Here is a 26,994-nt window from a genome sequence, read left to right on the forward strand (position 1 = left end):
GCGGCCGCGAACCCCGGAGCGGTAGAACCTTTTTGGGCCCACGGCCAGAGGCCTTGGTTTACCGGATGTAATAAATATCATTGATGCTTGCCTTCGAAATGAATGACCAGCCGGTTCTCTCCGGTATCCAGGTATTTTTCTGCCTCAAACCCCAGCTTTTTCCCCAACGCGAGCATGTTCCTATTCTCTTTTAATACGATGCCGTGAACTGTTTTGAATCCCTGCTTTTCGGCAATTGAGAGGCATTTTTCCAAAAGATTGCCCCCGATGCCCTTGCCTTGCCAGGCATCACCCATCAGAACGGCGAATTCACCCGTCTTGCCATCCGCATCGCCGATGATTCTGGCAACCCCCAGTATGTTGTCGGTTGGCGATTCCTCATCGATGGCCACCAGCGCGATCTCCCGGTCGTAATCGATCTGGGTGAACCGCGCCAGCATTTCTGGGTTCAATTCCGTTAACGTGCCGAAGAAACGATGGTAAATCGTCGTGGGCGAAAGCGTCTTGAACAACGCTGTCAAAAGTGGTGCGTCCTCGGGTTTGATGGGTCGGATAAAAATGCGGCGCCCATCTACGCTAACCATATGGGATTCATCCTTATCCGGATAAGGGCCAATCACCAGATGCAGGGAGGACGGTACTGCAAGCGGCGAAACGAGGATGCGGGCATCGACCGCGATGGGTTTTCCGTCTTTGATCAGAACGGGATTCATGTCCAGTTCTGCGATTTCGGGGAAATCAATCAACAGTTGCGATAGTCGGATTATCATCTCCTCCAGCCGTTGCATGTCGGCGGCGGGGTGGTTGCGGAATCCTTGCAGCAGGGAGTAGACTTTGGTTTCCTCCATCAACCGCCGGGCCAGCAACCGGTTCATGGGAGGAAGCCCCAGTGCCTTGTCCTTTAAAACTTCCGTGTAAATACCGCCCATACCGAACAGAATCACCGGACCGAAACTGGAATCTCGCTTGCCGCCCAGCAGAATTTCATAATCCGGGTTTGAGAAGTAGGGCTGAATCGTTACTCCCTCAATCCGTGCCCCGGGTTTGTATCGGCGTGCCGACGACATAATTTGGTTATAGGCTTCGCAAACATCCGCATCACAACGCAAATCCAGACGAATGCCGCCGGCATCGGTTTTGTGGGTGATGTCCCCAGAGTGCACCTTCATGACCAATGGGTATCCCATTTCACGGCCTATACGCGAGGCTTGCGCCTCGGTCTCGGCGATTTCCGTCCTAATCACGGGCAGGCCGTAGGCTGCGAGTATTTCCTTGGAATCCGTTTCCGGCAGAAATTCCTGAGCCGGCGCGGCGGCGATCAACTTGCGGGCTTTTACCTGATCGAAGACCATGTGCCCGGTCATCTTCGATGGGACTTCCAACAGCATTTCGAGGCTTCTGGTATATTCGGCCATATATAAAAAAGCCCGAACCGCCCGTTCTGGTGTGTCGTAGGTCGGGATTCCCGCCGCATTCAACGCATCAACGGCCGTGGCGATTCGTTTGCCGCCCATCCAGCAGGCAAATATTGGATACCGGCGATCCTGAATCGCGGCAGCCAGGGTCTCGGCTATGGCGAGGGGATCGGTAAGCGCCTGGGGTGTAAGGATGACCAGCACCCCGTCCAGATTCTTCGATTTGAGGCAGACCTCCAGGGCCTGGCCGAAGCGCTCCGCGGAAGCATCACCCAAAATGTCGATGGGGTTGCCCCGGCTCCAGAAGTCCGGCAGGAAGGCATCGAAGGCTTGTAACGTTTCGGGGTCAAGGGGCGCAGGCTCCTGACCATAGTGGGCTAGCGTGTCCGTCGCCATCACGCCCGGCCCGCCTCCATTGGTGAGGATCGCCAGACGGGGGCCGCGCGGTCGCGGCTGCTTGGCCATCAGTTCAGCGCAGTCGAAGAGTTCTTCGATGGTGTCCACGCGAACGATACCGGCACGTTTGAACGCGGCGTCATAAACTGCATCTTCTCCGGCCATTGCGCCCGTGTGGGAGGCCGCTGCCCTTGCACCGGCGGGGCTTCTGCCGGATTTTAGGACGATTATGGGTTTTATCCGAGATACGGAACGCGCGGCGCTCATGAATTTACGGACATTCGTTAGACTTTCGATATACAACAGAATGCTTTTGGCCGAGGACTCATTGCCGAGATAATCGATCATGTCTCCAAAATCGACGTCCAGCATGGAGCCGATGCTGACAAAATGGCTAAAGCCGATGTGTTCCTTGAAAGCCAAATCAAGAATCGCCGAACAAATGGCACCGCTTTGGGATACAAAGGCCAGATTACCGGTCGCGGGCATCTCGGTTGCAAAACTGGCGTTGAGGTTTGCGCCGGGCTGGATGACGCCCATACAGTTCGGCCCTACGATACGAAGCCCGCCGGCATGAGCTATCTGTTGAATCTTTTCTTCTATCTCTCTGCCCTGTTCACCGACTTCTTTTCCCCCCGCCGAAATAATAACGGCACCTCCCACTTTTTTTTTGACGCATTCACTCACGATATCGACAACACCACGAATAGGCGTGGCGATAATCGCAAGGTCCACGCTGGTCCCCAGGGCGGAAACCGATCCGAAGCACTCATGTCCGTGGATGGTTTTATATTTGGGATTCACCGGCAGTAATGTTCCAGAGAATCTGCCGTCAATAAGATTTTTCATCAATGCGTTGCCGATGGTTCCCGTTTTTTCGCTAGCGCCCACCACCGCAACATGTCGCGGTTTAAAAATGCATTTCAGATTATTTTGTCCCATCACGCTCCTCGTTTTTTCAATTCGACCCTCTTTGATACCGCGACTACACAAAACCCACAGGTATGATAGAAAATTCTCCTGGGGACACTATTAGGTCGAAACATGGGTTTTCACATACGACTGAAAGTCTGCATATGACTTCCGGTTAAGCCGGAGATTTTTCCTGTATGAGAAATTGCCGACCAAGCTGACCAGCGGTTTGCGGCGTTGCCATATGCTGCTCCAAACTCTGCACAGAATGCGCCGTATAGAATAAAAACTCCAATCGCAGGTGATCATCTCTTGGATAATGTCCTCTAAAGACAAATTCTTATACTGGGCCACCGGGAAGGTCAGCGTGAAATATTTCCAGTCTCCTGGAAATGCATCGAGGGCGATGCGGTCCTCAGATTTCATCAGGTCCCAAAGGCGAGTGCCGGGTAAGGGGGTCAGAAACAGCGCGTTGAGATTGTCGACGCCGTGACGCCTAGCTGTCTCGGCTATAAGCTTGCCTACACCCGGTTCATCAGTGTCCAGTCCGATGATAAAGGAGCCCGCGACCAGAATGCCGTGCCTCTGGATGCGCCGCACCGACTCGTGGATATCCCGGTCCTTCTGAATGTTGAATTTCTTGCCTATTTCCCGGAGCCCCTCGGGTGTGGGGGATTCAAAGCCGATGAAGACGCCGACGCAACCAGCCTTGGCAGCCAGCGCCAAGAGCTCTTCGTCATCGGCGAAGTTAATGCTGGCTTGGGCAAACCACTTTTTCCCGAGGTCCGCATGTGCCATGGCACGGAACAGGTCTTTGGCGCGTGCGACGTGCTCCCGGCGCGTGCCGACAAGATTGTCGTCCACCACCAGCACATACTTTTCACTGATCATCCGCAACTCTCGCACCACATCTGCGACGGGTCGTTGCCGGTAATGGGCCCCGTTAAAGGCCGTCACGCTACAAAAGCTGCAGTTCAAGGGACAGCCGCGCGTGGTCTGAATGGCCCCGCAGGCATATCCCCTATTCAGCAAATCGTGCCGGGCCATCGGCACGTCCTTTATATCGGCGAGCCCTCCGTCATACCGGTGTTGCAACCTGCCGTTCAGGGCATCTTCCAGAACCCCCGGCCAAATGCCCTCTGCTTCCCCCGTAACCAACGCATCTACGCGCTCCATCGCCTCCTCTCGGCACATGGTTGCGTGAATGCCGCCCATGACCACGGGTACGCCTAGACCCCGGAAATGAGCGGCCACCTCGTAGGCGCGGTTCGCCTGGGAGGTGAAAGCGGTGATGCCCACCAGGTCCGGCCGGGGCAGAGCCGCATAGTCAGGCGCGCCGAGGTTCTCGTCTATGATTTGGATTTTCCACTCCGATGGGGTCAGGCCGGCCAGAACCATTAGACTGAGCGGCTTCCATACTCGGTAGCGGTTCCAACGGCTCTCTTCAAAATTGACGATGCTTACGAGCGGGTTGGATGGGTTGACCAAATATAGTCGCATCCTGTCCTTTCATTCCTGGCTAGGCCTTTCACTTTTATTCATCAATCCGGACAAAGCTGTGGGCCATCGCTATTGGCGAGGCCTACCACCGAATACTCACCACCGGCTTAATCGGTCAGTTCGGCCTTGGCCTTTTGGTAGGCCTGCTTAAGATTCTGCAAGGCCTCATCCAACTCGACCTTGGCCTTTTCCCAGGCCTTGCCACTGGATGATTGCATGGCCTTGAGCTTCTCCTGCGCCACTGCCTGCTTCTTTTGTAGATCAGCCAAGATATCCTTGACCTTGTCCTGGCCAGCGGCGGCCTTTTCCTTGGCATTGTCCATCAACTGAGAAGTATCCTTCTCCAGTTCTTGGTACTGGGCTTGGGCCTGGGCAAACAACTCCTCTTGCTTCTGCTTGGTGTAGGCCACGGCAGTGTTCATCGCCTCCTTGGTCTCTTTCTTCACCTGTTGAGCGGTCACCTTCTGGTCGTCGCCATTACCGCACCCGGCCAGGGTCAAGCCCCCCAGGGCGGCTAGAGCGACTAAAGCGGTCAGTGTCCTTTTCATTCATCTATCTCCGTGTTTTCGAGTGGTGCAATTATTTGAAACGTGACGCGGCGCGATTCAACGTCGATCTCAGTAAGACCTACAGACTTGCCGACGCGCGACCGCGACCGTCGCCCTATTTCCCCACAACCTTCTCGATCTCGCCGACCTTTTTCTGTATTTTGCCGGCCCTTTTTTCGTCTTTACCTGCGCCTTCCAATTCAGAATTCATGCTGGCTTTCATGATGTCCTCCTTTGAATTAACCTCTAAATCCCTTTGCGGGTTCAGGCTCAGTAACCCACTCCCGCCCCTGGGCAGGACCAGCCACGGTCACCGAACTTCTGGCGGCAATTCAACAGGAATTGATTACGCTTCTTGGTCAGTTCTGCCTGCTGGGCCGCCACTTCATCGGCCAACGCGTCCACTTTGTTGTGGTCCGGGTTGGGGCTGGCCCAAAGGGTCTCCAACTCTAACTGAGTGGCCACCAGTTTTTTACGCAACTCCAAAGTATCCAAACGGAACTGGTGATACATTTGCTTCCAGGCCTGACGGTCCTCGGGTGACATGGACTGCCACCCTTGGTAATTTGGGCCCGTGCCTGAGCCATAGCCGGGTCCACCGCCGGGTCCCATCATGCCCCGGCCATAGCCGCCATTAGGGCCCATCATGCCGGGCCCCATGCCGTAGCCTGATCCGCCGCCCGGGCCCATCATGCCGGATCCGTTGTAATTAGAAGGAGGGGGCTGCTGCGGGGCCGGTGTGGTGGACTGGGACCATGTCAGACCGGCCACCAGGACCAGGGACAGGGCCACAACAGAAACCATTAAAAGTTGTTTGCGCATATCAATACTTCCTTGGATTTAGTAATTGCGGCCCAAGTCTATTGAGCCAATCCTCATCAAATATCGATCTTCAAAAGCCTCGCGTTGATAGCCGCGATCACCGTGGACAGGGATTAAGTTATGCGGCGCATGTCGCCCTTCTACTGGTTTAGTCCTTTTGAGGATTTTGGTGAGCATTTTTGCCCCATAACTAAGAAGAAGTTTCTAGGTGAGGGGATCTGCTACCAAAGATCCCTCGAAGTCCGACACACTTGCCTTGGCCATCAATGACCGGGGCTCCGTTAGTTTCCAAAACAACCCGTTCCCCTCCCTTGCGGAGATAGATGCTTTCCAAGCGCAGTATGGGCTCCTGGTTGTCCAAGGCCGTGCGAAACAGGGTACTGACCCGATCGGCTTCAGAGGGAGGCATAAGATCGAATAGAGTCTTGCCTACGATTTCCTCCGGCTCATAGCCCAAGAAATACTTGACGCTAAGGCTGACGTGCAGGAACTTGCCGTCCTGGTCAACCTCCCAAAACCAGGAAGTTATGGTTTCCAGCAGCGCCCGGTATTGTTCAGTCCTTTTTGTTACCTCTGCATAGCTTTTCTTGGATTCGGGGACCTCCAGCATGGCCAGGCGGTATCCTGTGGGCCTTTTCCATTGATCAAGCGGGGCCATGATTTCCACGTGCATTAAGCGAGGAGCTCCATGGGATGGTCTGAGTTCAAATTCACACCCGCGCTTTTTGCCGGTATTCCCGGTGGATTTTAGGCAGTCATGCAAAACAAGCAGGCCCTCGTTTGCGGTAAATTGAAAAATGCTGACCCCGATCAAATGGCGGCGCTCCCGGCCCAACATGGCCGCACCTGTCAAATTGACCTCGCTAATCGCGCCATTTAGCTCCAGGGAAATGAAGCCCATTGGAGCTAATTCAAACAAATCTAGATACTTGTCCTTGGCTGCGACTAATTCGGCCTGGGACTGACGAAGTTGTTCGTTTTGGGTTTCAATCTCGTACTGGAAGGCCTCCAGATCCTCGATAAGATCCAAAGGGCTTCTTTTTGGCGAGGTGCCTTCCGTCCCCCTTTGCAACAGCAACAGTTTCGCAGTGCTTTGCCGCAGTTCTGCAAATTCGGCGGTGTTTTTCGATGTCTTCATAAAATTTCCTAGCGGCGCACTTGAATGGACAAGGCCCCTATGGGTTTTTGTCTAAATCTCCAGGCTCATCCCCCCGCCCCAGATGTCTTCCCACCCAAGGCTTTCCCTGGTCGGGTTGTCCAGGCGAATGGGGCGCCTATTCTTGCGGTGCGCGCAGAACTCACAAGTGAAGTGCGGCCATTGGGCGGAAGCGACCCGATCCAAACAGGCCACATAATGGGGGCAGTCAAGATTGCGACGGCCGCTGTGGTTGATAGGGTTGTTACCCATTGGTACGTGACCAGCCTCCTTACTCATAACAGACCCCCTCTCAATCTTGATTCCTGGGGATGGCTGGCCATGGCGCGTTGGTCCGGCGGAAACTTCAGTGCTCCATCCGGGTTTGGCTGCTGGCCGCTCCCGATGAATTATCCAAGCCCTGCCTGTACAGGACGTTCTCTACGACTTCGGGCAGCGCGTCGGGTAGGGGGACTTTCATCTCATAGTTACCGTCCTGAGAGACATACACCGCTCCCCAGTAATTGGCATTCGTACTGAAAACCACTGGAAGACGAGGTTCAGGCAATGTCGTGACGGTTCGCCAAAGCAAATCAGCCGGGTCGTGTTCACCAGACAGGTCGGCCACAATAACCTCGGGTCGGAAAGAAGTTATCTCTTCTGCCAACCGCGGCGTGAATCCGATGCTCTTTACCAAATGCTCACCGTCGCTGAGTTGGTAGGCGTGGAAAGCCCGGGCCCACTCAAAGCCGGCAACCAAGAGAATCCTGGCCACGGGTCCTCCTTTCCTTAAGGTGTTAAGGGGACCAAACAAAACTCTCGAGGCGTCGAACTGGTTACCCAGTGAAATGTCACTTCTCAGTGGTCGGTAGGCTTGCCTAGGCGAGGTTGGCCGAAGCTTGGCCACGAGCGGCAAGTGGGAGCAAGTTGTGCCCGCTACGTCTGTATTAAATTATCCCTTGAAATCCTGGAAACGCACAGATGAGATATCGTGGAAATAATGGTGATATTATCTCAACATTAACGGCAGATTGGTGACGCCCTTAGGGGCGCTGCCTAGGGAGGCCACCCCCAGCCAAGCGGCCCAGATAGCCATAAGCTAGGTGCCGGGAGTTCAGCCGCTGGGCCGGCCCAGTGGTGCAAGTCAACGGGCCCAAGGCCGCATTTTACCTGATGGCCTTCATGAAGGGCAGATAAGCAGCCGTCTGGCTACCAAAGAGCCCACACCACGGTGGAGCCGTCGGGCCACTCTTCTGGCCACTGTTCCATCTTTGGGGCGTCGTCTGGCTTTTCCCCGCGCATGAGGGTCAAGAGGTCCTCCCGGCTCAGGCCGGGGAAGGCCAACAGGCTCAGCCCCCGTGGCTTGCCTCCGGCTCGCACTCCCGCCTGCTGCACCAGATCGCCGTAGGCCTGGGCCAACTCCTGGGCCTTGTGGGCCAGTTCAGGAGCCAGGCCGGGCCACCATTTTTCTCCGTCCACCCGTTGGGCCAGATGGTTCACCCTTTGGCGCAGCAGGTCCATATCCGAAGACAGATCCAGCTTGGCGGCCAGGTCCAAAAAGGCCCGGTCGTCCAATTCGGATAGATCTGGCAGCACCAGACGGGCCGCCTCCTGGGCCAGAGGGTTGTCGGGCCGGGCGGACATTGGTGCCATGGTCAGGGGCGACACCGCCCCGGCCGGGGTGCGGAACTCCTTGACCGGAGGTTGCACCAGTTCGTGGGCCCGCTCCAATAGCAAACGGGCGGCCGCGGCGCTGGTTGTGACCGGCCAACCGGTTTCGGCGCCAAAACCCTGGGCCAGTGTGCTCCAAGCCTTTAGGCGGCTCTCCAGCAGGTGCTCCTGGGGCAGGGTGTAATCCACCGGTGCCAGATGGTCCATGAGCGGGGCCTCGTAGTCCACCGGCTGGTAATCATCTTGGTCCTGGCCCATGGAGTGGCGCAAACGGCTCTCTCCCTGGCGGGCCTGGGACAAGGCCTGCTCCAGCTCGGCCGCCTCCTGGTCCTGGATGTGAGCCAGATTCAGCAAGAGGTCCGCCTCCACTCCGGGCAGGCCGGGATCGCCCTGGCCCTTGGGGCCTAGGTAGCTTTTGATCTCGCGCATCACCGTGCGGAACGTCTCCGGCGGGGTGGGCAGTTCCATACCCGCCTTGAGAGCCTCCGCCGAGCTGGAGCCCTTGTGGGAGGTCAGCCATTGCTGCCATTGGTCCAGCAGCTTGGCCGCCTGGCGGGCCTGGGGGTTGTCCGAGCCCACCGCTCCGGCCTGGCCCGCGGGTCTGAGCATACGGGCCAGGCTCTCCAGTCCCGACGGGGTGGCATGGGCCCCCTTGCCCAGGCTGGGCGGCTCTAGCACGTTAAGGGGCTTGAACAAGGGGCATAAGGCGGTTAGGGCGCTTCGCCTAAGGGCGGTGGCCGGAAAAATAAGGGCGCTGAGATCCATGACGAAAATTCCTTTTGAAACCGGCCTGGCCGGTGCGTGGGCTCGGCCCGGCGCGGCTGGTATGGTAATTTACTGGTAAGTCATTGTCCACTTTAGAAGTCCAGATATACGGCAGTCGCCGCGTTTCACTTGATTTTTAGTCTGCGAAGCGCCCGGCGCACACTGCCACTCGATTGGGCAGCATCTAAAGGCTTAATGATCTGTCTGGCAAAGCGATTTCTCACTGAAAACCCAGTGACAATCGGAATTACCTTTATTTTTAGCATAGTAGCCCATTTTCGTTTTCCCGGTCAAACATGCATCTTTTTTCAGCCAGTACCCAGCACTTCTTGGTATTGATGGGCCAATGAAAAAGCCGAGGCCATGTGCACCGGGGCTATCAATGTCCGTGATGCTTCCCATGTGGCTACTCACCACCACGATCAGCCGTTTTTCGCTTCTGGCCACGTTACCCACAAAGTACTCGGAGACCCGCATGGCCCCCATCGCGTTGACCTCGAAGGTCCTCGCCCAGTCGAGGAGTGTCAGCGATTTTGTGTAAGTAGCCATCCGTGGGAGACTCTGTCTCCTAGGAGGAACACGCGATGGCTATCAATGACGAGTTGCTGGATCAGTTGATGGAGGGTCTGGATAGGCCCGAGGACCTGTTGGGTGACAAGGGCCTGCTGCAGGAATTGAAGAAAGACCTTATCGAGAGGGCGCTTGGGCCGAGCTCACTCACCATCTCGGCTATGAGCGAAACGATCCCGCCGGGCGTGGCTCCGGCAATTCCCGCAACGACAAGAGCAAGAAGACGGTCCGGGACAAGGACGGCCAGATCGAGATATCCGTTCCCCGTGACCGCCAGGGCACCTTCGAGCCCCAGCTGATCAAAAAGGGCCAGAAGCGCATCAAGGGCTTTGATGAGAAGGTCATCTCCATGTACGCCCGGGGTATGACGGTCCGTGAGATCCAGGGGCATCTCAAGGATGTCTACGCGGTCGATGTTTCCCCCGACCTGATCTCCGAGGCCACCGGCGCGGTCATGGAAGAGGTCAGGGAATGGCAAACTCACCGCCTCCTTGTTCCTCGCCTGCAGGGGCTGCTGGAATCGGGGCTCGATCAGAACCAGCAAAAAGTGGTGCGGCTGCTGATATCTCAACTGAAACACATCACCTCCTCTTTTACCCAGCGACTGAACTCCCCCAAATTCAGCCTCACACCTAGAGAGATCCAGGTGGCCATGATGATTCGAGAGGGTTTGGCGACCCAGGAAATCGCCGAGGTGTTGAATGTATCAGGTGACACGGTTGCCACCTATAGAAACAATATACGTCGTAAAATTGGCATATTAGGACATAAGGTCAGTTTGAGTGCCCGCTTATCCGAACTTTGATAACGGTGATTTAACCTAGTCATTATTCAAACTATATCTCATCTGTAAGTTTCCGGGATTTCAGGGGATAATTTAATAAAGATACAGAGGGCACCGCTTGCTCCCAATTGCCGCTCGCGGCCAAGCTTCGGCCGACCTCGCCAAGGCAAGCCTACCGACCACTGAGAAGCAGCGCAGTTAGAAGAAGTTTATCCAGTATTTGGTGCAAAAAACCGATACCAAGGTTTTGTTGTTCACCGCCAACTCCAAGAGTGCGGATTTCTATACCATGAACAACGACTTTACCCAGATCATGAACACGGTCAACATCAAGTAGAAAGACCCTAATATGTCGAAGGATCGATAATGAACAAGGCATACAAAGGGCTGACATTAATCTTGACCCTATCCCTTATCCTGGGTGGCTCGTTAATCATGCTGGGTTGTGAGCAGGAGGGTCCGGCCGAGAAAGCCGCAAAAAGGATCGGTAAGGCCGTGGAAAAGGCCGGAGAAAAAGTAGAGGAGGCCACAGACAAGATGGGCGACACCATGGAGAAGGCCGAGGGCAAGGTCCATGATGCGACCAATTAGAGCTGGCAGGTGTTTGCCATGGTTAGGAGACTCGAGATGATTAACGATTTCATAATGTCAAAACTCATGGCGATAACCGTCTTGATGGTGGCGGTATTTTTTGCCGGATGCGCCGGTATGGTGCCTACTCCCCCTCCGCAAGCTCCGTTGCCTTTAGAACCAAAATCAAATGTATCGGGCGGTGAGACGGTGTACACCTTGCAGCCAGTTTTGCAGTGGCAGACAGTTCCTGGGGCCGAGGGGTACGCCATCTACGTCAACGAGCAAACTCCTCGTGATTACCGCCTGATCTACAGCACTAAAGATAGAGGCCAACCCCAACTGCATGCCACCAGCTTCCGTTTACCTCCCAACCTGCTGCGTGACGGCGGGCACTACCGTTGGAACGTGAGGGCTTGGAACAGCAGCGGATGGAGTCCCTACTCCCGGAGCTACGAATTCAGGGTCAAGATTTATGCGGACAGGGAGTTGGAATCGGTGGTTAGGGACCACCTTCAGCGGGCACCCGAGGTGGATGATCGAAATATAAGAATTATTGCTCGTGATGGCGATATTACTTTAAGTGGCTGTTTGAACACTCGTCGACAGATCGACTTGGCCAACGAGGTTACCGCTTCTGTTGGTGGTGTGCATAGAGTGTACAACGACTTGCGAGTCTGCCGCTAGGCCATCCAGAACACAAGCAACTGAAATCGCCGCACACTTCTTTCGGGAGGTGTGCGGTTTCTTTTTTCTTCTCCCTGTTCTCCACGCTAGATTGGCTACCGGACGCAACCGTGCAAACCTGGTTTTAGTCTGTTCTTGGGTTTTGTTTAAATTCTTGGTGGTTGACCAGTCATCACCGACCAACGCAATGGCTTCTTGAAAGTGAAGGTTCGTTATGGGAAGGGAATCTCGATGCCGACCCAGGCCAGGGCCCGCTTGACCGTGGCTGTTTAGAGTCAGAGCCTCTGAGACAGATTTGATTTTTTAGCTAATGGAGACTCCCGGGTAACATCGAGACCCAAAGGAGTGAGCCATAAGCGAGAATGAATGGGCAGAAAAGAAGGTCCAAGACATTCCGGGGGAGATATGCCGGAACTCCCTGCCACCCTTAACAAAGTTCAGCTTTAAAGTTTAGAAATGTTATGCCAAGAAAAAGCCCCATCCTGCGCTAACATAGAAATGAGGCTATTTAATGATCTCCTCGATCTTAACCGACAGGCACCAACCTCCAGGCGCTGGACTTGCCTCTGGGCTTCTCCAAGGTGAACGCGGCTCCAGGTTTGGCACCCGACATTTCGGCAAAATCGCTCACGGTCAGTCGACCCTTGGCGGTAACGGTATAGGTAGTAGGCTTTGCTTTCACCTTGCCACCGGTTGCCTCTTGCTTGATCTTGCCCGATTCCACCATGCCCATTTTTAACTGCTGTGCGAATTCGACCGAGGTCATGGCCTTTTTCTTGTAGGCGAGCTTTTCCCTAATCTCCTGCTCTGATACACCATCGTTGACCATCTTAATAAGTTTCTTGCGGTCTTCTTCATTCCATTTCGAGGTCCTAGCCATGTTCCTGACTTTTTTTGCTTTAGGGATGCTTTAATTTTTTGGATTGTTCTTATTACCAGATATTATTAAGTCAGCGCAAGCACAATAAGCAAGCGATATTCAGTGAATGTGTACTGCTAGGTTAGATTTTGAGAAACCAACTGTAATGGAAAAAGCCGCTGCCGTTGTTACCTCCTCACGGGCAAGGTCGATCCAGCGGCAACGGCCTCTCGGGACAGTTAGATTAATACCTCGCGATCATTATCCGATACTTCATGAATGCCTCATCTATTGTCATGCCTACTGCTTCTTCAAAAACTGGCAACGCCCATTCTTCTCTATTGGTTCCGTTTTTCTCAAAAATCCAATGAATTATCACTGGCATTTTATCTGTAGCCATAGCACTCTCTATAGCTAGACGGAATACTTCACTTGGCCTTGGAAAATTAAAACAATTTTGATATTGGGCAATGCTATCGGCTATTTCCAGATATTCCTCTGCGCATTCGGCCCTATTTACTGCCATATGGTATACTTTTCCTCCCCATTTTACGTCACCAAATATCTGAGGATGGGCAAGGCTATCGGCTAAAAACACTAGGTCTGAAGCATCTTGGGCAACGCCGCTTGCCAATAAATAAGCATTCCTGGCGTAGGGACGGATCTCATAATTCCTGGACATTGCGAACTCAGTACCAGTACGAACCAGCTTTCTTGCATCTTTAATTTTATCCAAAGCCACTTTTAAAATCTCTTCGCCCCAGTCAACGTATTCGTTAAGGCAACTAGACAAAGCCATTTTGGCTAAGTCAATCAAGAACCTTGTGTCATCTGTTGTTTCAATTATCTGTTTCATGTTTTCTGGTATCATCTGTTTTTTCCTTTTCACCTAAGTGTTTTAATTGCGGTCCAATGAAATGATGCCAATCAATGCATCTCCAAGTATCAATATTGGCAAAATGCTCTTGCTCTGCCGTTTACCTCCTTTCTAGACAGGCATGTAATTCCACTTAAATATCTACAAGTAACCAAAGACCAGCTTCGCCCCTTCTCGCCAGGTGGGGGGGTAATGTTGGTCAAAATTGATCATCTCTAACATCATGAGGAATGTCCTCAAGAATACTTTCAGCTTCCACCAGGTAAATGTAGGGTATGTATGGTTTGGTGTATTCTTTTCTTCTTAATAACTATCTTATGGATTTTTTGGAAAACAATAGTATAACCCTACATACCCTACATACTAACTCCTGGCGAAAAAGAGTCGGGAGCTACTTCAAGCCAATATCATGATAAAAAATTCCATCAGTTTCCCTTTTTTTCTTGAACAGCTTAGAGAACTTCTCCCCAAATACTCTTGAGGACTCTTCTTGTAAACCTTCCTCTTCGCACCATTGCTGATAAGCATTGTATGCGTCACTTGCTTTAAGCTTAGACCCAGGTGAATCAAAACAACATTCCTCAGCAAACTTACCTATCACATCCTTACTGGCGAAATACTTCTGGGTGGCTTTTACTACTGCAGGACATTCAGGTAACTTTTTGTTCTTGCCGTATATCAGAGCTCCCTGGACTAACCAGACGAGGATTTGTGAGGAGTCTTCCTTGAGTTTGTCCGGTAGATCGGTGTCTACCTGGTGCTCATTGGGTCCCTTTGGATTTACTACATACCGCTGATCAAAGTGCACCACTTTAATGCGTTCCTTTAGCGCCGCATCATTAGTATCCAGGTCAGGAAGCGGGTTGGTGAGCATGAAGATGGTGTGAGTTGGTCGGAAGGAGGCCTGAGGTCTATAGATGTTTCTGGCAACCAAAATATCACCACCGGTAAGGCGCTTGATCTCGCTGGAACTCAATTTACGGTTTTCATCAGATTCGGCACACCAAACCATTCGTTTACTTTTTAAAGCCACCAGAGCGGGGCTGGCTGCTTCTGCGGATCTTGTATGGGCCTGTTGCAGCAACATCTCCACACTAATCGGGCCCACCAAATCTCCCAGGACATGAGCTAGGACGTTGGTGAGGGTGGTCTTGCCATTGAAGCCTTCAGGTCCATGAAGAATAAATATTGCGTGTTCAGTGACTTTGCCGGTCAGGGCGTATCCGAGGATGGCTTGGAGGTAGTTGGCTTTGTCCTGGTCACCACCGCAGATATCAAGAAGGAATTTTTGGAAGCATGGGCCGGTAGCAAGAGCATCGAGATCAGTTATGCTGTAGGTGCCAGGTGCCCCAGGCCAGGGTGTCGGAATGGTGGTCCTGATAAAGTCATCGGGTTGCATGGGCCTAAGGGTCACGGTTGCAGCTTGCCAATTGAATTCAAGAACCCCGTTGTCTACTCCCAAGAGGTTAGGGTTGGCATCCCACTCATCGCCTTTGATGGCCAGGGAGTCTTCGCCGGTTGCAGCCTGCTCGACTACGTTTTTTTGCCAGGGGGAGTTACCCAATTTTGCTATGCGCTCCCTGATCCGGCTTGTTTCTTTATCAACATCATTTGCGGCCGATTTTTTGCCTTCAGCAAGCAGTTGCGTTGCTTCCGTCACCTTCTCCGCCAATTTCTCCTCATAGATCCCCACCACAGACACAAGCCGCTTGATATGCTCGTCCAGCCCATCTTCTTCCCATCGGGTACCGGTCCAAATAAACCATTTGCTCGTTCCCTTATCCAAGCAGAGCTGGCCGCGCTGGACCTGAATGAAAAGCTCAGCGTCACCCTTCTGACCGTGAGCCAGATAGTGCTCGATGGGATGGGGCAGGAGAATTAAAGGGTTTTTCTTGCCAGCAGTCAGACCGCTGTTGATCGTATCTAATGATTCGGCCTTAGGGAGACCTGCCGCTAGGGCAGCCTGAAGCAAACTCGATGCGACCATTTTTTCATCCAGACCACCCGATTCGAGGATTTGACCCGTTAAAAAGGCCCCTTTGTTCAACTGGTCATTTCGGCTTCCAGGGGAGGCGCTTGCAATTATCTGGGCTTCGAGTCTCAATTTTTTGAGGGCCTCGGGTAGAGCAGTAGCTCTTGGTGCCTGAACTGGGAGAGTTTCCTTTCTTGGATGTTTAGGTTTGGTGCCCTTTTGGAGCAATTTCAGCAACCAGGGGGGCGCATCAGCAATTGCAACATCATCGGTATGATGATCCTTATCCCAAGCGTAGACTCCACCTAAAGCGTGGATAGAGGGAGGTGCCACTATTTGGCCACGGTCCCCTCGAATATCCAGCCCTGGGCCAATTCGACCTGCTGAGTTTCCAATATCGCTGTTCGGGGGATACGCGAACACGATGTGCTTACCACCGCCACCGGTATTAGAGATGACCGTTGAGGGCAGTGGACCGTACTGTTGTAAAAGTTGGTCAAGGGATTCATCACCGCCGTTCTTCGGGTCCACGTCCAGGACGAATATCCCGCTAGCTCTTCCGGTTAGAATCCCTACGTTGGCATCCGGCCATTGGCCCCACCACTCCTCGATCTGGCGAGGATCATCGGTGGCCACCTTTGGCCAATTCTTTACGCGGGGGTGCTTACCCGGCTTGTTGCAGTTGGGATCGCCGCATGAGCACTCACCATTGATAACTGAATGCAACGGTAAAACTTTCCAGCTTCGACTGGCATAAGCGAGTGCTGCTTCCAAGTTTTTTTCTGTATTTTTAATGGACATTAATTTTCTCCTTTTTTTAATTAGGTGTGGGCCATACCTAGGGCAGGCCCACGCATTAAATGTTAAAATTTATTCATTCATGTCTTTACCGGTCTCTACATCGATTTTAAAATTATTTTCTTCGGCAAGTTGAACCAGAACTTCTATACACTGCAGCGCAGATTTAAGGCGCACCTCCATGTCTTTTAAGCGATAAGATCTGTGCATACGGCCATGCTTAATAAATGCTTCCACAAATTCGACATGGGCAGCCATCGCTTTAAAATTGGCTAGATAAACCTCTATATTTTTTTGCTTGGTAATGTCCTCATCAATGTTATCCTCATCCAATTCGATTAATTCTAACATTGCATCAATTACTGGTTCAGGATCCTCGATTTGTTTTGGGAATGAATAACCACAACAAATACATAGACCATCAACCCCTGGATACGGCACGGGATATATAGGAAAATGACCACCACAATTACGACATTTGGTTACAGTTATTTGCCTTATCATTTTAATTTTATCCTTCTTTTTGGGTAAATGTTTCAATGCTCAATTCTTCAATGTTAGGTTGGGTATTACCGCATCTCCGGCATATGAACCAAGCCTCTCCGTCAGGAGCTTCTAAGAAATCGCTATAGCTCCCGCATCGTTCACAAATGTTGATCAATTCGGATTTTTCCATTCCATTCTCCTTAATTTTTTCGAGTTAAAAATAATGGTCTCCATATAGTTTGTTGTTGCCCTGCAGAGAAAGGACATCGAATGGCTGATCGTTTTTATTGTCTCTGTAATTGTTTGTTGTCATAATGCAGAGAAAGGACGCTTGCGGTGTGGCCTCAAAGCTTTTATTTCTAAAGGCAAGCGGCTCATGGGGCGAACATCACTCATTTATCGAGGTAATTATGAGATACAAATTCGGGAACCCAAGAACTGAGGAGTCCCCCATTCGGGTAAATCCACGGATTTCCGAAATGGAGTTTAGAAATCTTGCAGATCAAGTGCGTAACACCAAATATGAAGATATAGATACAAATGTTTTATCCACCGCGATGGAAATGGCCTATTACCACGGATGGAGTAGGAAGAAACTAATCAATACAAAAGTTAGAGATGTTCTAAAAGACGACGGGACACTAATCGACGAATATCAAGATTTCTTAAACGAACATTTAAAATATATAAGATCTAAATTCGCAGATCACGGAGACGATATGCCTTTGTTCCCCGGTAAAAACGGGAAAAAATATGTAGAAAGGACGTTTAATAGAAATTTAGAAAGCATCCAAGAAAAAATAACCGCTATTAACTCCTTAGCAATGGTGACGTTTGAAGATCTAAGGCAAGCGGGCCTTTGTCGTTACTACAAGAAGGCTCTTAGCCAATACCCAGCAGAAGAAGCATTTCGAAAAACAATGGAGCATGCTGGAATTAAGCAGAGGCGTGCTCTCAGAGACCTTTTGACAAAAGGTAAGGGGCAAAGACAAGGCGGAGAAAAACGAGAAAGAGAAGATAGTCGGGAATGGTTTGTCAGAAAAATTCTTCGTGTAGCGGATGGTGCCTGGCTTGATCTTAGCGAAAGGGAAATCCAAGATAATTTGGAAAAATTTGATAAACAGGTAGATAACTCGCAAAATACTGAGGTCAATAGTGAGGCAGATTATTTTAAAAAATTGATGAGACGTGCCGTAGAAGTTGGTGAGGAAAACAGATCATATTGGGAAGCAATCAGGTCCAATCGATTTTATGGTTAATGTCGCAAGCGAGCCCCATAATACAGTAGATTGAGTAAACTAGGGATAAATGTTGCATCGCAGTGGGTTGGTAGTCGTCTGAAGGGTCGCTTTGGGTGGCGGGATACCAAAGACGAAATAAAATGACAAATATGTTTTGCCGATTTGGTGTAAGGGTGTAAGGATATTAATAGTATAAAATAATTAGCTAGTACGATCTTACACCATTACACGCGTTCATTCGGGGTTCTGTTGTACAGGGGCTCAGCGTGGGTCCTTTTTCCGTCGAGTTCGCTTGAAAGGGACCACCTCACCCGCCTCCTCGAAAAATGCTTGATCGAGGCTAGCCATGGCCCTTTTCTGGTTTTCAGGATCGGAGTGGACATAGCGTGCTGCCATCTCCACCGACTTCCATCCCATCGTATCCATGAGCTCTCTGAGATTAAGTCGTTTGGCCAGTTGGGTAGCTACTGAGTGTCTGATGGTGTGAAAGGTCACCCGCTCCCTGGGTCCCCTGTCCTTGTTGAAGCCTAAATCTGCCACCACCTTCTTGAAAGCAGTGGGCACCTCGCTATAGGCCCGGCCAACTTGACTCAGAAACACAGGCTCTCCCGCTGCCTTTGGCCCAATTTCCGTAAACAGGTCTTTTAAGGCAGGTGTAATCGGCAGAATCCTGGTGCTTTTGTTCTTGGTGTCCCGGAAGGTGAGTTTACCCGCTTCAAGGTCTACGTCCTTCCACTTTAGACGTCGCGCCTCTGCCAAGCGGCATCCCGTCAAGAAGGAGAACTTCACGAATCTCCAGGCGTTCACATCGCTGACCTTGAGCTTCTCCTGGATTGCCCGTGCCTCTTTGCTAGTAATTATCCTAAGCCTACGGTTATCTCTTGGGGCTGTGGCCCCCAGTTGCTTGCCCGTGGGGATGTTGACATCAAGCCCCATGGTCTTGGCGTGACGGAGGACCCTGCGGCCAGTACCGGTGATGTATTCCTTACTTCGTTGACTACGTCCAGCTTTGTCCAACTCTTTCATCAGAAGCTCCCAGTGCTGCATTTTGATGTCGACCACTGGAATTTTTCCAAATATGGGACTCAGCCACTTGTTGAAGTGCTGAACCTCTTTCCCCCATGAGGTTTCTTTTTTGGTTCTTTTGGCATGCGGCAGGAAGTTGTCGCGCCAGAAATCATCAAAGAGGACACGTCGCGTTGCTTCTTCCTGCCTGGCCACCTCCTCCTGTTCCCGATGGGCTTCAGCCAACTCCCGTGTCTCAGCCAACGTGGCGGGCCCTTCTCCAGTCCGAGCCGCTTCCTTCAAAGGCGCTAATTTCGCCCGCGCCTTCTCCAGGGTCCAACCTTGGCTTGCCCAGCCCAGAGCTTCCTGCTTGGATTTGCCGTTGACGGTATACCTGAGTACGAAATAACGATCAGGTTTCACGCCGTGCTTGCGGGTAGGGTGCTCCCTGCATCTGATGCCGGGAGCCAGTTTGATCCACGTATCTTGGCCCATTTAAATCCCCCGGAAAAGTTGTGCCACTATTGTGCCATTTTATTTCGTGAAGTAAAGTGATTTAAGCTATGTTATGTGAAGCATCAAATGGACAATATCTTAATTATATCGGTACAATAATTATGATACGTGATGTTGCGTGAAACATATTTTAAGAGACTTAAAATCCCCAGGCCTAAAGGCCGTGCGGGTTCGAGTCCCGCCCCGGGCACCAAATTAAATCAGGTAGTTATACTAATAGGGGCAAGCTTTAAGTTTGCCCCTGTTAATTTCACGTAAGCGTAGCGTAAGCATTAGGCGCAATCTTACCCATCTTGCGCTTTGGAAATTGCCAACTAACTGACCCTTGGCCAAAAGGATCTCTGCCTCGCGAAGCTTGCCGATCATCTGCTCGGCCGAATAGCGCTTCCTGCCCATACTAACCCTCCCTCTCTCGGCCCAAAATCCTAACTTAAAATGTGGACCGGGTTAAGGGGGGCAGGTCAGCACTGGAGGTCACCCCGAATTAGATCCAGCCAATAGGTGAGGGCTTGGCTCTTTTGGAGATCCTCCGGTTGGGGTTTTGGACAGGTGTGAATGGCGGAGTAAGTGCGGGACAGTTGGCGGTCTAAAACCGTGACACTTGTTTTAGAGATATAGTCCTGTTGTTCATGCTGTCAATCATGATCTTGCCTTAGTTGGTTTTGGGCTTTGCCTGGGATCGTCTTTTGGCTTGGCGGAGCCGGTAGCTTTCTCCATTGGCCTCGATGATGTGGCACCTATGGGTCAGTCTGTCCAGCAGTGCACCGGTGAGTCTTTCGGAGCCGAAGACCTCCGTCCATTGCTGGAAAGGGAGATTGGTGGTGATCATGAGGCTTTGTTGTTCATATGCCCTACCCACCACCTCGAATAGCATTTGAGCGCCTATCTTGGAGAAGGGCACATAGCCCAGTTCATCGATGACCAGCAGGTGTAGGCGCTGGAGCTGTTTCTGCAGGCGTTGCAGACGTCTTTCCTCGCGGCATTCCATGAGCTCTGTGACCAGGGCGGTGGCGCTGTAGAATTTCACCTTGCTTCCCTGGGCGCAGGCCGCAAAGGCCATGGCGCTGGCCAGCTGGGTCTTGCCGGTGCCGGAGTTTCCGATCAGGAGCACGTTTTCCTTTTTGGCGATGTACTCGCCCCTCATCAGCTCCCTGACCAGCTGCTGATTGATGGAGGGCTGTGCCTTGAAATCAAAGGTGTCCATGGTCTTGATCACCGGAAAGGCGGCTTGCTTGATGCGCCTTTCGGCTGCCCGCTTCTCGCGGTCCAGAAGCTCCCGCTCGGTCAGGCGCAGCAGGTAGGTCATGTAATCGGAGCGGTCTTGGCTGCAGACCTTGGCCATGGCCGCGTATTCCCGGAGAATGGTGGGCAGCTTCAGCTTTTTGAGGTGGTACTCCAAGAGCACGGTGGGTTTGTCCTGGTCCTTCATGACAGCGCCCCTCCCTGCGCGAGGAGGGAGTCATAGACTGTGATATCGGGCCCGGCCACGCTCACTCGGCCCAGGTGCTCACGACCGTCCAGCAGGAAGGTGGCCGCGGGCCCTGATGATGGCGGCTCCAGCAGGTGGACAATGGCCTCCGGGGCATAGGCTCCCGCGTACAATGCCTGCTCCACCGCCCGCTTCAGTCTGGCCATGGAGTGGTCCTCCAGCAAACGTAGGACCTTTATGTATTTACGGGTGCCCTGGCCAGGCATGTCTTCCCCGGCCACCAGCCGCCGCCTCAAGACCTCAAAGCACTCAGACAGATCTAGGTCAGCCAGGGGGCGGGCGTGGTCCAGGGAGCCAGGCTTGCGCTCCAGCAAGGGCAGATAATGCCGGTAGTCGAAAAACACCCCTTCCTTGCCCCAGGATCGGGAGTGGCGGGCCACCACCACGTCATGGTGGCAGAGCACCACCCGATCCACATAGCCCTTGGCCACAATTTCATGGTGGGCACAAGCCACCGGCACCGAGTAGTCATTGTCGTCGAAGCGGACCAGGGACAATGAATTGGCCCGGGTAGGCTGTTTGCGGCAGGCATCGAAGCGGGAGGGAGGCAGGGGGACAAAGGCTGTCTGGTCTTCCTGCAAAACCTCGGCCTTGCTACCGCCCTTGCCACGCAAACGGCGCTTCATGTCGTCGCGGCACTGCCTTAAAAGCATGGCATTGAGCTCGGCCAGGTCCTTCACCTGGGGCACTGGCACCAAAAAATTCTGCCGGGCGTACTTGACCACCCCTTCCACCACGCCCTTCTCGTTTGGACGCCGCACCCGACAAAAATGCTCCCGAAAAAGGTAATGGCTCTGCAGCTTGAGAAAACCATCGGTCAGCTTGCGCTCATGAGGCCCTATGATCTTGGAAACCAGGACCTTGCTATTGTCGTAACTGATCCGGTGGGGCACCCCACCGAAAAACTCGAACGCCCTGGCATGCCCTTCCCAGTAGCTCTCGCTGCACTCCTTGTCGAAGGCCGCCACGAAAAAGGCATCGGAGTACGGCAAGGCCATGATAAAAAGCGCTATCTTGCGAAGCTCCCCGGAAACCTTGGCCAGGGCATAGCCAAAGTCCACCTGCGCCTCGCCGGGACGATGGACCAGGGGCATGTACACCTCCTGGCTCACGCGCTTGATTGCGCGCACCGCCTCCTTTACCTGGGTGTACTTGCCCTGATAACCCGCCTCCTTGATGCGGTGATATATGCGCGTGGCCGTGTGCCTTTGCTTCTTGGGAACCTTTTTGTCCTCTTTTATGATCCGGGCGATCAGCTCAAGGTAGGGGCCAAGCTTGGGCTTGGCTCGGGGGACACTCAGTCGGTAACCGGGAGGCTCAGAATAATCCTGAATCTTTTGCAGGGTATCCCAATGGATGCCCTCTCTACGCATTAACTCGCGCTTGCTCGCCTGGCCATCGCGCAACTCAAGTCTGATCCGGGCCCATTGATCCATGTCCGTGTACACCCCTTCCGCTCCTCCAGAGAGTCCTGGCCTGGAAGCCACCATGGCCTCCATCGCACCAAAACACCTGAAGAAAACTGAATCGGTGTGTCACGGTTTTCAACCGCCACTAAAATCGTCTCGCTTTTGGACCGCCATTTACAACAGGTGGCATCGGGCGAATTCCCGAGGCGTCCGGTCCCCTAGGGAGGTGTGAGGTCGGCTAACATTATAGTCCCGCCTCCAATCAGGCAGCCCTCGTTTTTCCGGAACCTGAACCGCCCCGGTTTTTCCGGAGGCTCTTTTGTTAGAGTCAGGCCGCCATGGCCTGTGCCGGTAGTGACTGATAGTATGCCATCTCGATTTCCACGGGAGGAATGTGTCCCATGGGCTCGAGCAGGCGCCGGTTGTTAAACCAGTCCACCCATTCGAGGGTGGCAAATTCCACCGCGTCAAGGTTACGCAAGGGACCCCGCCTTCGGATCACCTCGGTCTTGTAAAGACCGATCACCGTCTCGGCCAAAGCATTGTCGTAAGAATTGCCCACGCTGCCCACCGAAGGCTCCACGCCAGCCTCGGCCAGGCGCTCGGTGTAACCAATTGAAAGATATTGGGAGCCGCGGTCGCTGTGATGGACCAAGCCCTCGATGTCTCCCCGCGCCCACAATGCCTGCTCCAGGGCATCCAGGGCCAGGTCGGGCCGCAATGAAGCGGCCAGGGGCATCTCAGAGCACGCTATTCAAGAGATCATGGGGCCTGCCAGCATTACACAACCACCCAGATCTATACCAAGGGCATGGCGCGGGTCGCCGACCTTTATGAATTGATGAGCAAGGGGCTCAAGTAGCACAAAACCAGCACAGTTGGCGGGGAAATTTAATCATTTCAGGTACGACTTTAGGACTTAAAATCCACGGGCCTAAAGGCCGTGCGGGTTCGAGTCCCGCCCCGGGCACCAAATTAAATCAATAAGTTAATATGGAAACTCCGCCTCGGACGGGGCGGTCATGTTTTCGTGCCACCGATTTGCGCCACGCTTTATGGTGAAATTAAGTGAACGTTGGTGGCGTTGGACTCTGCTGCTGAACGTTCGGCGCCACTGACCTGGGTCTATTTTCGAGAAGCAGTTCGGTGGGGCAGACTGAGAAAACCACCATTGGGTTTACTGGTGAGCGCGCAATAATTTGTTCAAAGCGTTAGTGCACAACCCAACGCCCGATCCCGTATCCATAGCGTCTCCGCTCAACTAGGATTGCTGGCTAAAGGCCTCATAGCCTGAAACTATGTCCAGGAGTTCTTCGGTGATGGCCGATTGGCGGCGCTGGAAGTAGCGGCGGGTCAGTTCGTCCATGCGCTCGGCAATGCTTTTTTCCGCCCCCTGCATGGCCGCCAGGCGCGAGGCGTTTTCGCTGGCCGCGCTCTCGGCCAAGGCCTGGAACAGCCCTATGAAAAGGTATTGCCGCAACAGGGCGGAGAACAGGGCCTGGGGGTCCATGGTAAAGGCGGGCAGGCTGGGGCCTTGCCAAGGCTCGCTCACCAGCCGCTCCAACCAGCTCCGGTCCAGGGGCAGCAGCTCCCGCTTGATGGGCTTGTAGGAAGCCCCGCCTTGCTGGCGGTTGTAGTACAGCCACACCCGGTCTATGCCCCGCTCTTCGCCCCAGGCCTGAATGTGGAACAACAGCTCGTGGACCAGGGGGGTTATGCCCGCGATGGAGCCCGCCACCTGTAGATAGCTTTCCGCCTGGCCGCCCGCGTCTTCCCAGGGGCCCAACAGCCGCTGGCCCACCGCCACCATGGGCAGCCCGGCCAGGTCCACGGCATTTTCCTTGAGGTCGTCTATGGCCAGGGAAGCCACCTGCTCGTTGAGGGAGCCGGCCATGCCCTGGTCCGAGCCGAAAACCACCACCCCCAGGTTGCCGTGGGCCTTGCGGCGGGCCCTGGGCGGGCGGCCTCCGGCCCCCAACACCACCGCCAGGCCCAGCTCCACGGTGCGGGCGTAGTCGGCCAGGGAGCGCACCGCCTTCTCGTATTGCCGGATGTTCACCGCGGCCATGGCCTTCATGGTCTTGACCACCGATTGCAGGTCTTCGGTGCTGCCCAGCTTGCGTTTGAGCCCCTCGACCGTTTCCACGGCTAACCTTCTTCCCCGATCTGGCCCTGTGCCTCGGCTTCTTGCTCTGCGGGGCCCTCGCCCCCGGCCAACGGCTGACCCCCGGAGTCCAGACCCAAGGCCTGGCGCGAGGCCTCGCGGATGCGCTCCAGATCCTCGTCGCCCAGCTTGTCGCCCTTGGCGATGGATTCGGCCAGCTCGGCCAGCGGCCCGCGCATGACCCGGCGTACCTCCTGTTCGGCCTCGGCGATCCGGTCCAATTCCAAACCGTCGAACAAGCCCTGGTTCACCGCCACCAGCACCGCGATCTGCTCGGCCACCGGCATGGGCTGGTACTGGGGCTGCTTGAGCACCTCGCGCACCCGGCGGCCGCGCTCCAGGTTTTGGCGAGTGTCCTCGTCCAGGCGGCTGCCGAAGCGGGCAAAGGACTCCAGCTCCTCGAACTGTGTGTAGGACAGGCGCAGGTCGCCGGCCACGCGGTGGTAGGCCGGCAGCTGGGTCTTGCCCCCCACCCGGCTGACGCTCTTGCCCACGTCCACCGCCGGCAGGATGCCCTTGCGGAACAGCTCGGGGTTCAGATACACCTGCCCGTCGGTGATGGAGATGAGGTTGGTGGGGATGTAGGCCGAGAGGTTCTGGGCCTCGGTCTCGATGATGGGCAGGGCGGTCAGCGAGCCGCCGCCGTGCTCCTCGCGCAAATGGGTGGAGCGCTCCAGCAGCCGCGAATGCACGTAGAAGATATCGCCCGGAAAGGCCTCGCGCCCCGGCGGCCGCCTGAGCAATAGCGACAGCTCGCGGTAGGCCCGGGCGTGGCGGGTGAGGTCGTCGTAGATCACCAGCACGTCGCGGCCCGAGGCCATGAAGTGCTCGCCGATGGTGGTGGCGGCGTAGGGAGCGAAGAACTGCAAGCCCGGCGGGTCTTCCTCGGTGGCCACCATGACCAGGCTGTATTCCAGGGCCCCGGCCTCGCGCAGGCTTTGAACCACCCGGGCCACCGCCGAGCTGCGCTTGCCCACCGCGCAGTAGATGCACACCACCCCCTTGCCCTTCTGGTTGAGGATGGTGTCCACGGCCAGGGCGGTCTTGCCGGTCTGGCGGTCGCCCAGGATCAGCTCCCGCTGGCCTCGGCCGATGGGAATCATGGCGTCGACCACCTTGAGACCGGTCTGCAAGGGCACGGTCACCGGGGCGCGCTGCATGATCTCCGGGGCGGGCCGCTCCACCGGCAGGTTATCGGAGGCGTCGATGGGCCCCAGGTTGTCCAGGGGCCGCGCCCTGGCGTCCATCACCCGGCCCAGCAGTCCCTCGCCCACCGGGGTGTCCAGCACCCGGCCGCTGCGCCGCACCTCGCCGCCCGCGCTCAGGCCCTCGCCCTTGTCCAGCAGGATCACCCCCACCTCGCGGCTGTCCAGGTTGAAGGCCATGCCCTCGACGCCGCCCTCGAAAACGAGAAGTTCCTCGCTTTGCACCCCGCGCAGGCCGCCCACGCGCACCACTCCCGGCCCCACGCTGAGCACCTCCCCCACCTCCTGCAAGCGGAGCGACGGCGCTTGGGGACGCGTGGTCTCATCCAGCGCATCCTCCAGGGCCTCCAAAGCCCGGCGCAGCTCCGGCGGCCGCTCAGGCATCGCCCGGCTCCTCCCGCGCCTCGTCGGCCCCTCCCTGGCGGGTCTTGGCGCTGTTCAGGGCTCGGGCCAGGCGCTCCACCAACTGCTGCTCCATCTCGCCCAGGTACTCGTCCATGCTCCAGGCCAGCTTGCGCCCCGGCACCCGGACCTCCAGGCCCAGGATCAGCTTGGCCTCCCGGTTGAACTCCAACGCAGGCTCCCCGCCCAGCAGCTCTCCCAGGGCCTGTCCAAGACGGCGTCGCTGCCGCTCGTCCAGCTCAAAGGCCGATCGGACCTCCAGGGCCTCGGCCTGGCCCAGGGCGCTCTTGAGCTCCCGGCGCTCATCGCCTTCCACGCCGGCCAGCTTGTCCAGGAACACCTCCAGCGAGCGCTGGTCCACCTCCTCGCCGGCCAAGTCCTCCATGGCCCGCCGGGCCATGCCGGCCGCGCCTTGCCCGGCCAAACGGGCCAGGTCCCCGGCCAGGGCCTGCCGGTCGCGCTCCAGGGCCTCGCGCCAGTCGTCCCGCTGGCCCTCCACCTCCTGCTTGGCCTGGTTCACCAGCTCCCGGCGGCGCTGCTCGGCCTGCTCCTTGGCCTCGGTCATCAGCGCCCCGCTCTTTTCCTCCAACTCCCGGCGGCTCTGCTCGAGCTCGCTCTGTTGCCGGGCGGCGGCGTCTTGCTCGGCTTCGGCCTGTTCGAAGCGGGCGGCGATGTCCGCCTCCCGCTGGTCGATGGCCTTGATGATGCGGTCATAGAGGAAGCGCTTGAGCAGCCACACCAGTATCAGGAAGTTGACTACCTGGGCCGCCACGGTGAACCAGTCGATGAGCACGGC

General features: G+C 54.8%; 23 protein-coding genes and 2 pseudogenes. 5 read left to right on the forward strand and 20 right to left on the reverse strand.

The genetic code is table 11. From position 1 onward, the window contains the following. Positions 1-77: 77 nt before the first annotated feature. From AACH32_RS04585 to AACH32_RS04620, 8 genes are all read right to left on the reverse strand, one after another. On the reverse strand, positions 78-2,753 hold the full coding sequence (locus AACH32_RS04585) for a bifunctional acetate--CoA ligase family protein/GNAT family N-acetyltransferase (RefSeq protein ID WP_338605600.1): 2,676 nt from the start codon (positions 2,751-2,753) through the stop codon (positions 78-80). Between the two features lie 90 nt (positions 2,754-2,843). After that, the gene (locus AACH32_RS04590) at positions 2,844-4,211 is read right to left on the reverse strand and encodes a B12-binding domain-containing radical SAM protein (RefSeq protein WP_338605601.1); all 1,368 of its coding nucleotides are present in this window, start codon (positions 4,209-4,211) and stop codon (positions 2,844-2,846) included. A gap of 119 nt (positions 4,212-4,330) precedes the next feature. Then, complete coding sequence (locus AACH32_RS04595; RefSeq protein WP_338605602.1) at positions 4,331-4,771, reverse strand: hypothetical protein; 441 nt, start codon at positions 4,769-4,771, stop codon at positions 4,331-4,333. Positions 4,772-5,041: 270 nt separating this feature from the next. Continuing rightward, positions 5,042-5,593, reverse strand: coding sequence for a periplasmic heavy metal sensor (locus tag AACH32_RS04600; protein ID WP_338605603.1), 552 nt, complete (start codon positions 5,591-5,593; stop codon positions 5,042-5,044). A gap of 190 nt (positions 5,594-5,783) precedes the next feature. Further along, the gene (locus tag AACH32_RS04605) at positions 5,784-6,731 is read right to left on the reverse strand and encodes a PAS domain-containing protein (RefSeq protein ID WP_338605604.1); all 948 of its coding nucleotides are present in this window, start codon (positions 6,729-6,731) and stop codon (positions 5,784-5,786) included. A 364-nt stretch (positions 6,732-7,095) separates the two neighbouring features. Then, on the reverse strand, positions 7,096-7,503 hold the full coding sequence (locus AACH32_RS04610) for a hypothetical protein (RefSeq protein WP_338605605.1): 408 nt from the start codon (positions 7,501-7,503) through the stop codon (positions 7,096-7,098). Between the two features lie 434 nt (positions 7,504-7,937). After that, the gene (locus AACH32_RS04615) at positions 7,938-9,164 is read right to left on the reverse strand and encodes a hypothetical protein (protein ID WP_338605606.1); all 1,227 of its coding nucleotides are present in this window, start codon (positions 9,162-9,164) and stop codon (positions 7,938-7,940) included. Between the two features lie 192 nt (positions 9,165-9,356). Continuing rightward, complete coding sequence (locus AACH32_RS04620) at positions 9,357-9,713, reverse strand: hypothetical protein (RefSeq protein ID WP_338605607.1); 357 nt, start codon at positions 9,711-9,713, stop codon at positions 9,357-9,359. Between the two features lie 35 nt (positions 9,714-9,748). Here AACH32_RS04620 and AACH32_RS20960 point away from each other — a divergent pair. From AACH32_RS20960 to AACH32_RS04635, 4 genes and pseudogenes are all read left to right on the forward strand, one after another. Continuing rightward, a pseudogene (locus tag AACH32_RS20960) lies at positions 9,749-10,224 on the forward strand (transposase); the annotation flags it as partial. A 60-nt stretch (positions 10,225-10,284) separates the two neighbouring features. Continuing rightward, on the forward strand, positions 10,285-10,539 hold the full coding sequence (locus AACH32_RS20965; RefSeq protein ID WP_434062352.1) for a response regulator transcription factor: 255 nt from the start codon (positions 10,285-10,287) through the stop codon (positions 10,537-10,539). A 345-nt stretch (positions 10,540-10,884) separates the two neighbouring features. Beyond that, a complete protein-coding gene (locus tag AACH32_RS04630) occupies positions 10,885-11,109 on the forward strand; it encodes a hypothetical protein (protein ID WP_338605608.1) in 225 nt (74 codons plus the stop codon). Positions 11,110-11,145: 36 nt separating this feature from the next. Continuing rightward, a complete protein-coding gene (locus AACH32_RS04635) occupies positions 11,146-11,775 on the forward strand; it encodes a BON domain-containing protein (protein WP_338605609.1) in 630 nt (209 codons plus the stop codon). Between the two features lie 526 nt (positions 11,776-12,301). On the opposite strand, the gene AACH32_RS04640 is transcribed toward AACH32_RS04635, so the two are convergent. The 4 genes from AACH32_RS04640 to AACH32_RS04655 form a co-directional block, all read right to left on the reverse strand. After that, a complete protein-coding gene (locus tag AACH32_RS04640) occupies positions 12,302-12,655 on the reverse strand; it encodes a hypothetical protein (protein WP_338605610.1) in 354 nt (117 codons plus the stop codon). A gap of 223 nt (positions 12,656-12,878) precedes the next feature. Further along, entirely contained in the window at positions 12,879-13,505 is a 627-nt protein-coding gene (locus AACH32_RS04645) for a hypothetical protein (protein ID WP_338605611.1), read from the reverse strand. Between the two features lie 397 nt (positions 13,506-13,902). Next, on the reverse strand, positions 13,903-16,284 hold the full coding sequence (locus AACH32_RS04650) for a phage/plasmid primase, P4 family (RefSeq protein ID WP_338605612.1): 2,382 nt from the start codon (positions 16,282-16,284) through the stop codon (positions 13,903-13,905). 69 nt (positions 16,285-16,353) lie between these two features. After that, positions 16,354-16,821 (reverse strand): hypothetical protein, encoded by a 468-nt coding sequence (locus AACH32_RS04655; protein ID WP_338605613.1) that lies wholly within the window; start codon positions 16,819-16,821, stop codon positions 16,354-16,356. A 356-nt stretch (positions 16,822-17,177) separates the two neighbouring features. Between AACH32_RS04655 and AACH32_RS04660 the strand changes: the two genes are divergently transcribed. Beyond that, entirely contained in the window at positions 17,178-18,026 is an 849-nt protein-coding gene (locus AACH32_RS04660) for a hypothetical protein (protein ID WP_338605614.1), read from the forward strand. 243 nt (positions 18,027-18,269) lie between these two features. Here the strand turns inward: AACH32_RS04660 and AACH32_RS04665 are convergent, their stop codons facing one another. From AACH32_RS04665 to AACH32_RS04695, 8 genes and pseudogenes are all read right to left on the reverse strand, one after another. Continuing rightward, complete coding sequence (locus tag AACH32_RS04665) at positions 18,270-19,508, reverse strand: tyrosine-type recombinase/integrase (protein ID WP_338605615.1); 1,239 nt, start codon at positions 19,506-19,508, stop codon at positions 18,270-18,272. A 673-nt stretch (positions 19,509-20,181) separates the two neighbouring features. Then, complete coding sequence (istB, locus tag AACH32_RS04670; protein ID WP_338599592.1) at positions 20,182-20,958, reverse strand: IS21-like element helper ATPase IstB; 777 nt, start codon at positions 20,956-20,958, stop codon at positions 20,182-20,184. Then, on the reverse strand, positions 20,955-22,454 hold the full coding sequence (gene istA, locus AACH32_RS04675) for an IS21 family transposase (RefSeq protein ID WP_338601655.1): 1,500 nt from the start codon (positions 22,452-22,454) through the stop codon (positions 20,955-20,957). Before istA ends, istB begins: the two co-directional genes overlap by 4 nt. A gap of 147 nt (positions 22,455-22,601) precedes the next feature. Continuing rightward, positions 22,602-22,790 carry an integrase core domain-containing protein gene (locus tag AACH32_RS20845; protein WP_350341562.1) on the reverse strand — a complete coding sequence of 63 codons (189 nt, stop codon included), beginning with the start codon at positions 22,788-22,790 and terminating at the stop codon, positions 22,602-22,604. Further along, positions 22,756-23,151 (reverse strand): annotated as a pseudogene (locus tag AACH32_RS04680) (DDE-type integrase/transposase/recombinase); the annotation flags it as partial. The pseudogene AACH32_RS04680 and the gene AACH32_RS20845, both read right to left, overlap by 35 nt. A gap of 537 nt (positions 23,152-23,688) precedes the next feature. Then, positions 23,689-24,573: a F0F1 ATP synthase subunit gamma gene (locus tag AACH32_RS04685; protein ID WP_338605616.1), complete on the reverse strand. Its 885-nt coding sequence runs from the start codon at positions 24,571-24,573 to the stop codon at positions 23,689-23,691. A 2-nt stretch (positions 24,574-24,575) separates the two neighbouring features. Then, a complete protein-coding gene (locus AACH32_RS04690; RefSeq protein ID WP_338605617.1) occupies positions 24,576-26,180 on the reverse strand; it encodes an alternate F1F0 ATPase, F1 subunit alpha in 1,605 nt (534 codons plus the stop codon). Further along, positions 26,173-26,991: a F0F1 ATP synthase subunit delta gene (locus AACH32_RS04695; RefSeq protein ID WP_338605618.1), complete on the reverse strand. Its 819-nt coding sequence runs from the start codon at positions 26,989-26,991 to the stop codon at positions 26,173-26,175. Before AACH32_RS04695 ends, AACH32_RS04690 begins: the two co-directional genes overlap by 8 nt. Positions 26,992-26,994 lie beyond the last annotated feature (3 nt).

This window comes from Desulfoferula mesophila, assembly GCF_037076455.1.
Lineage (GTDB): Bacteria > Desulfobacterota > Desulfarculia > Desulfarculales > Desulfarculaceae > Desulfoferula > Desulfoferula mesophila.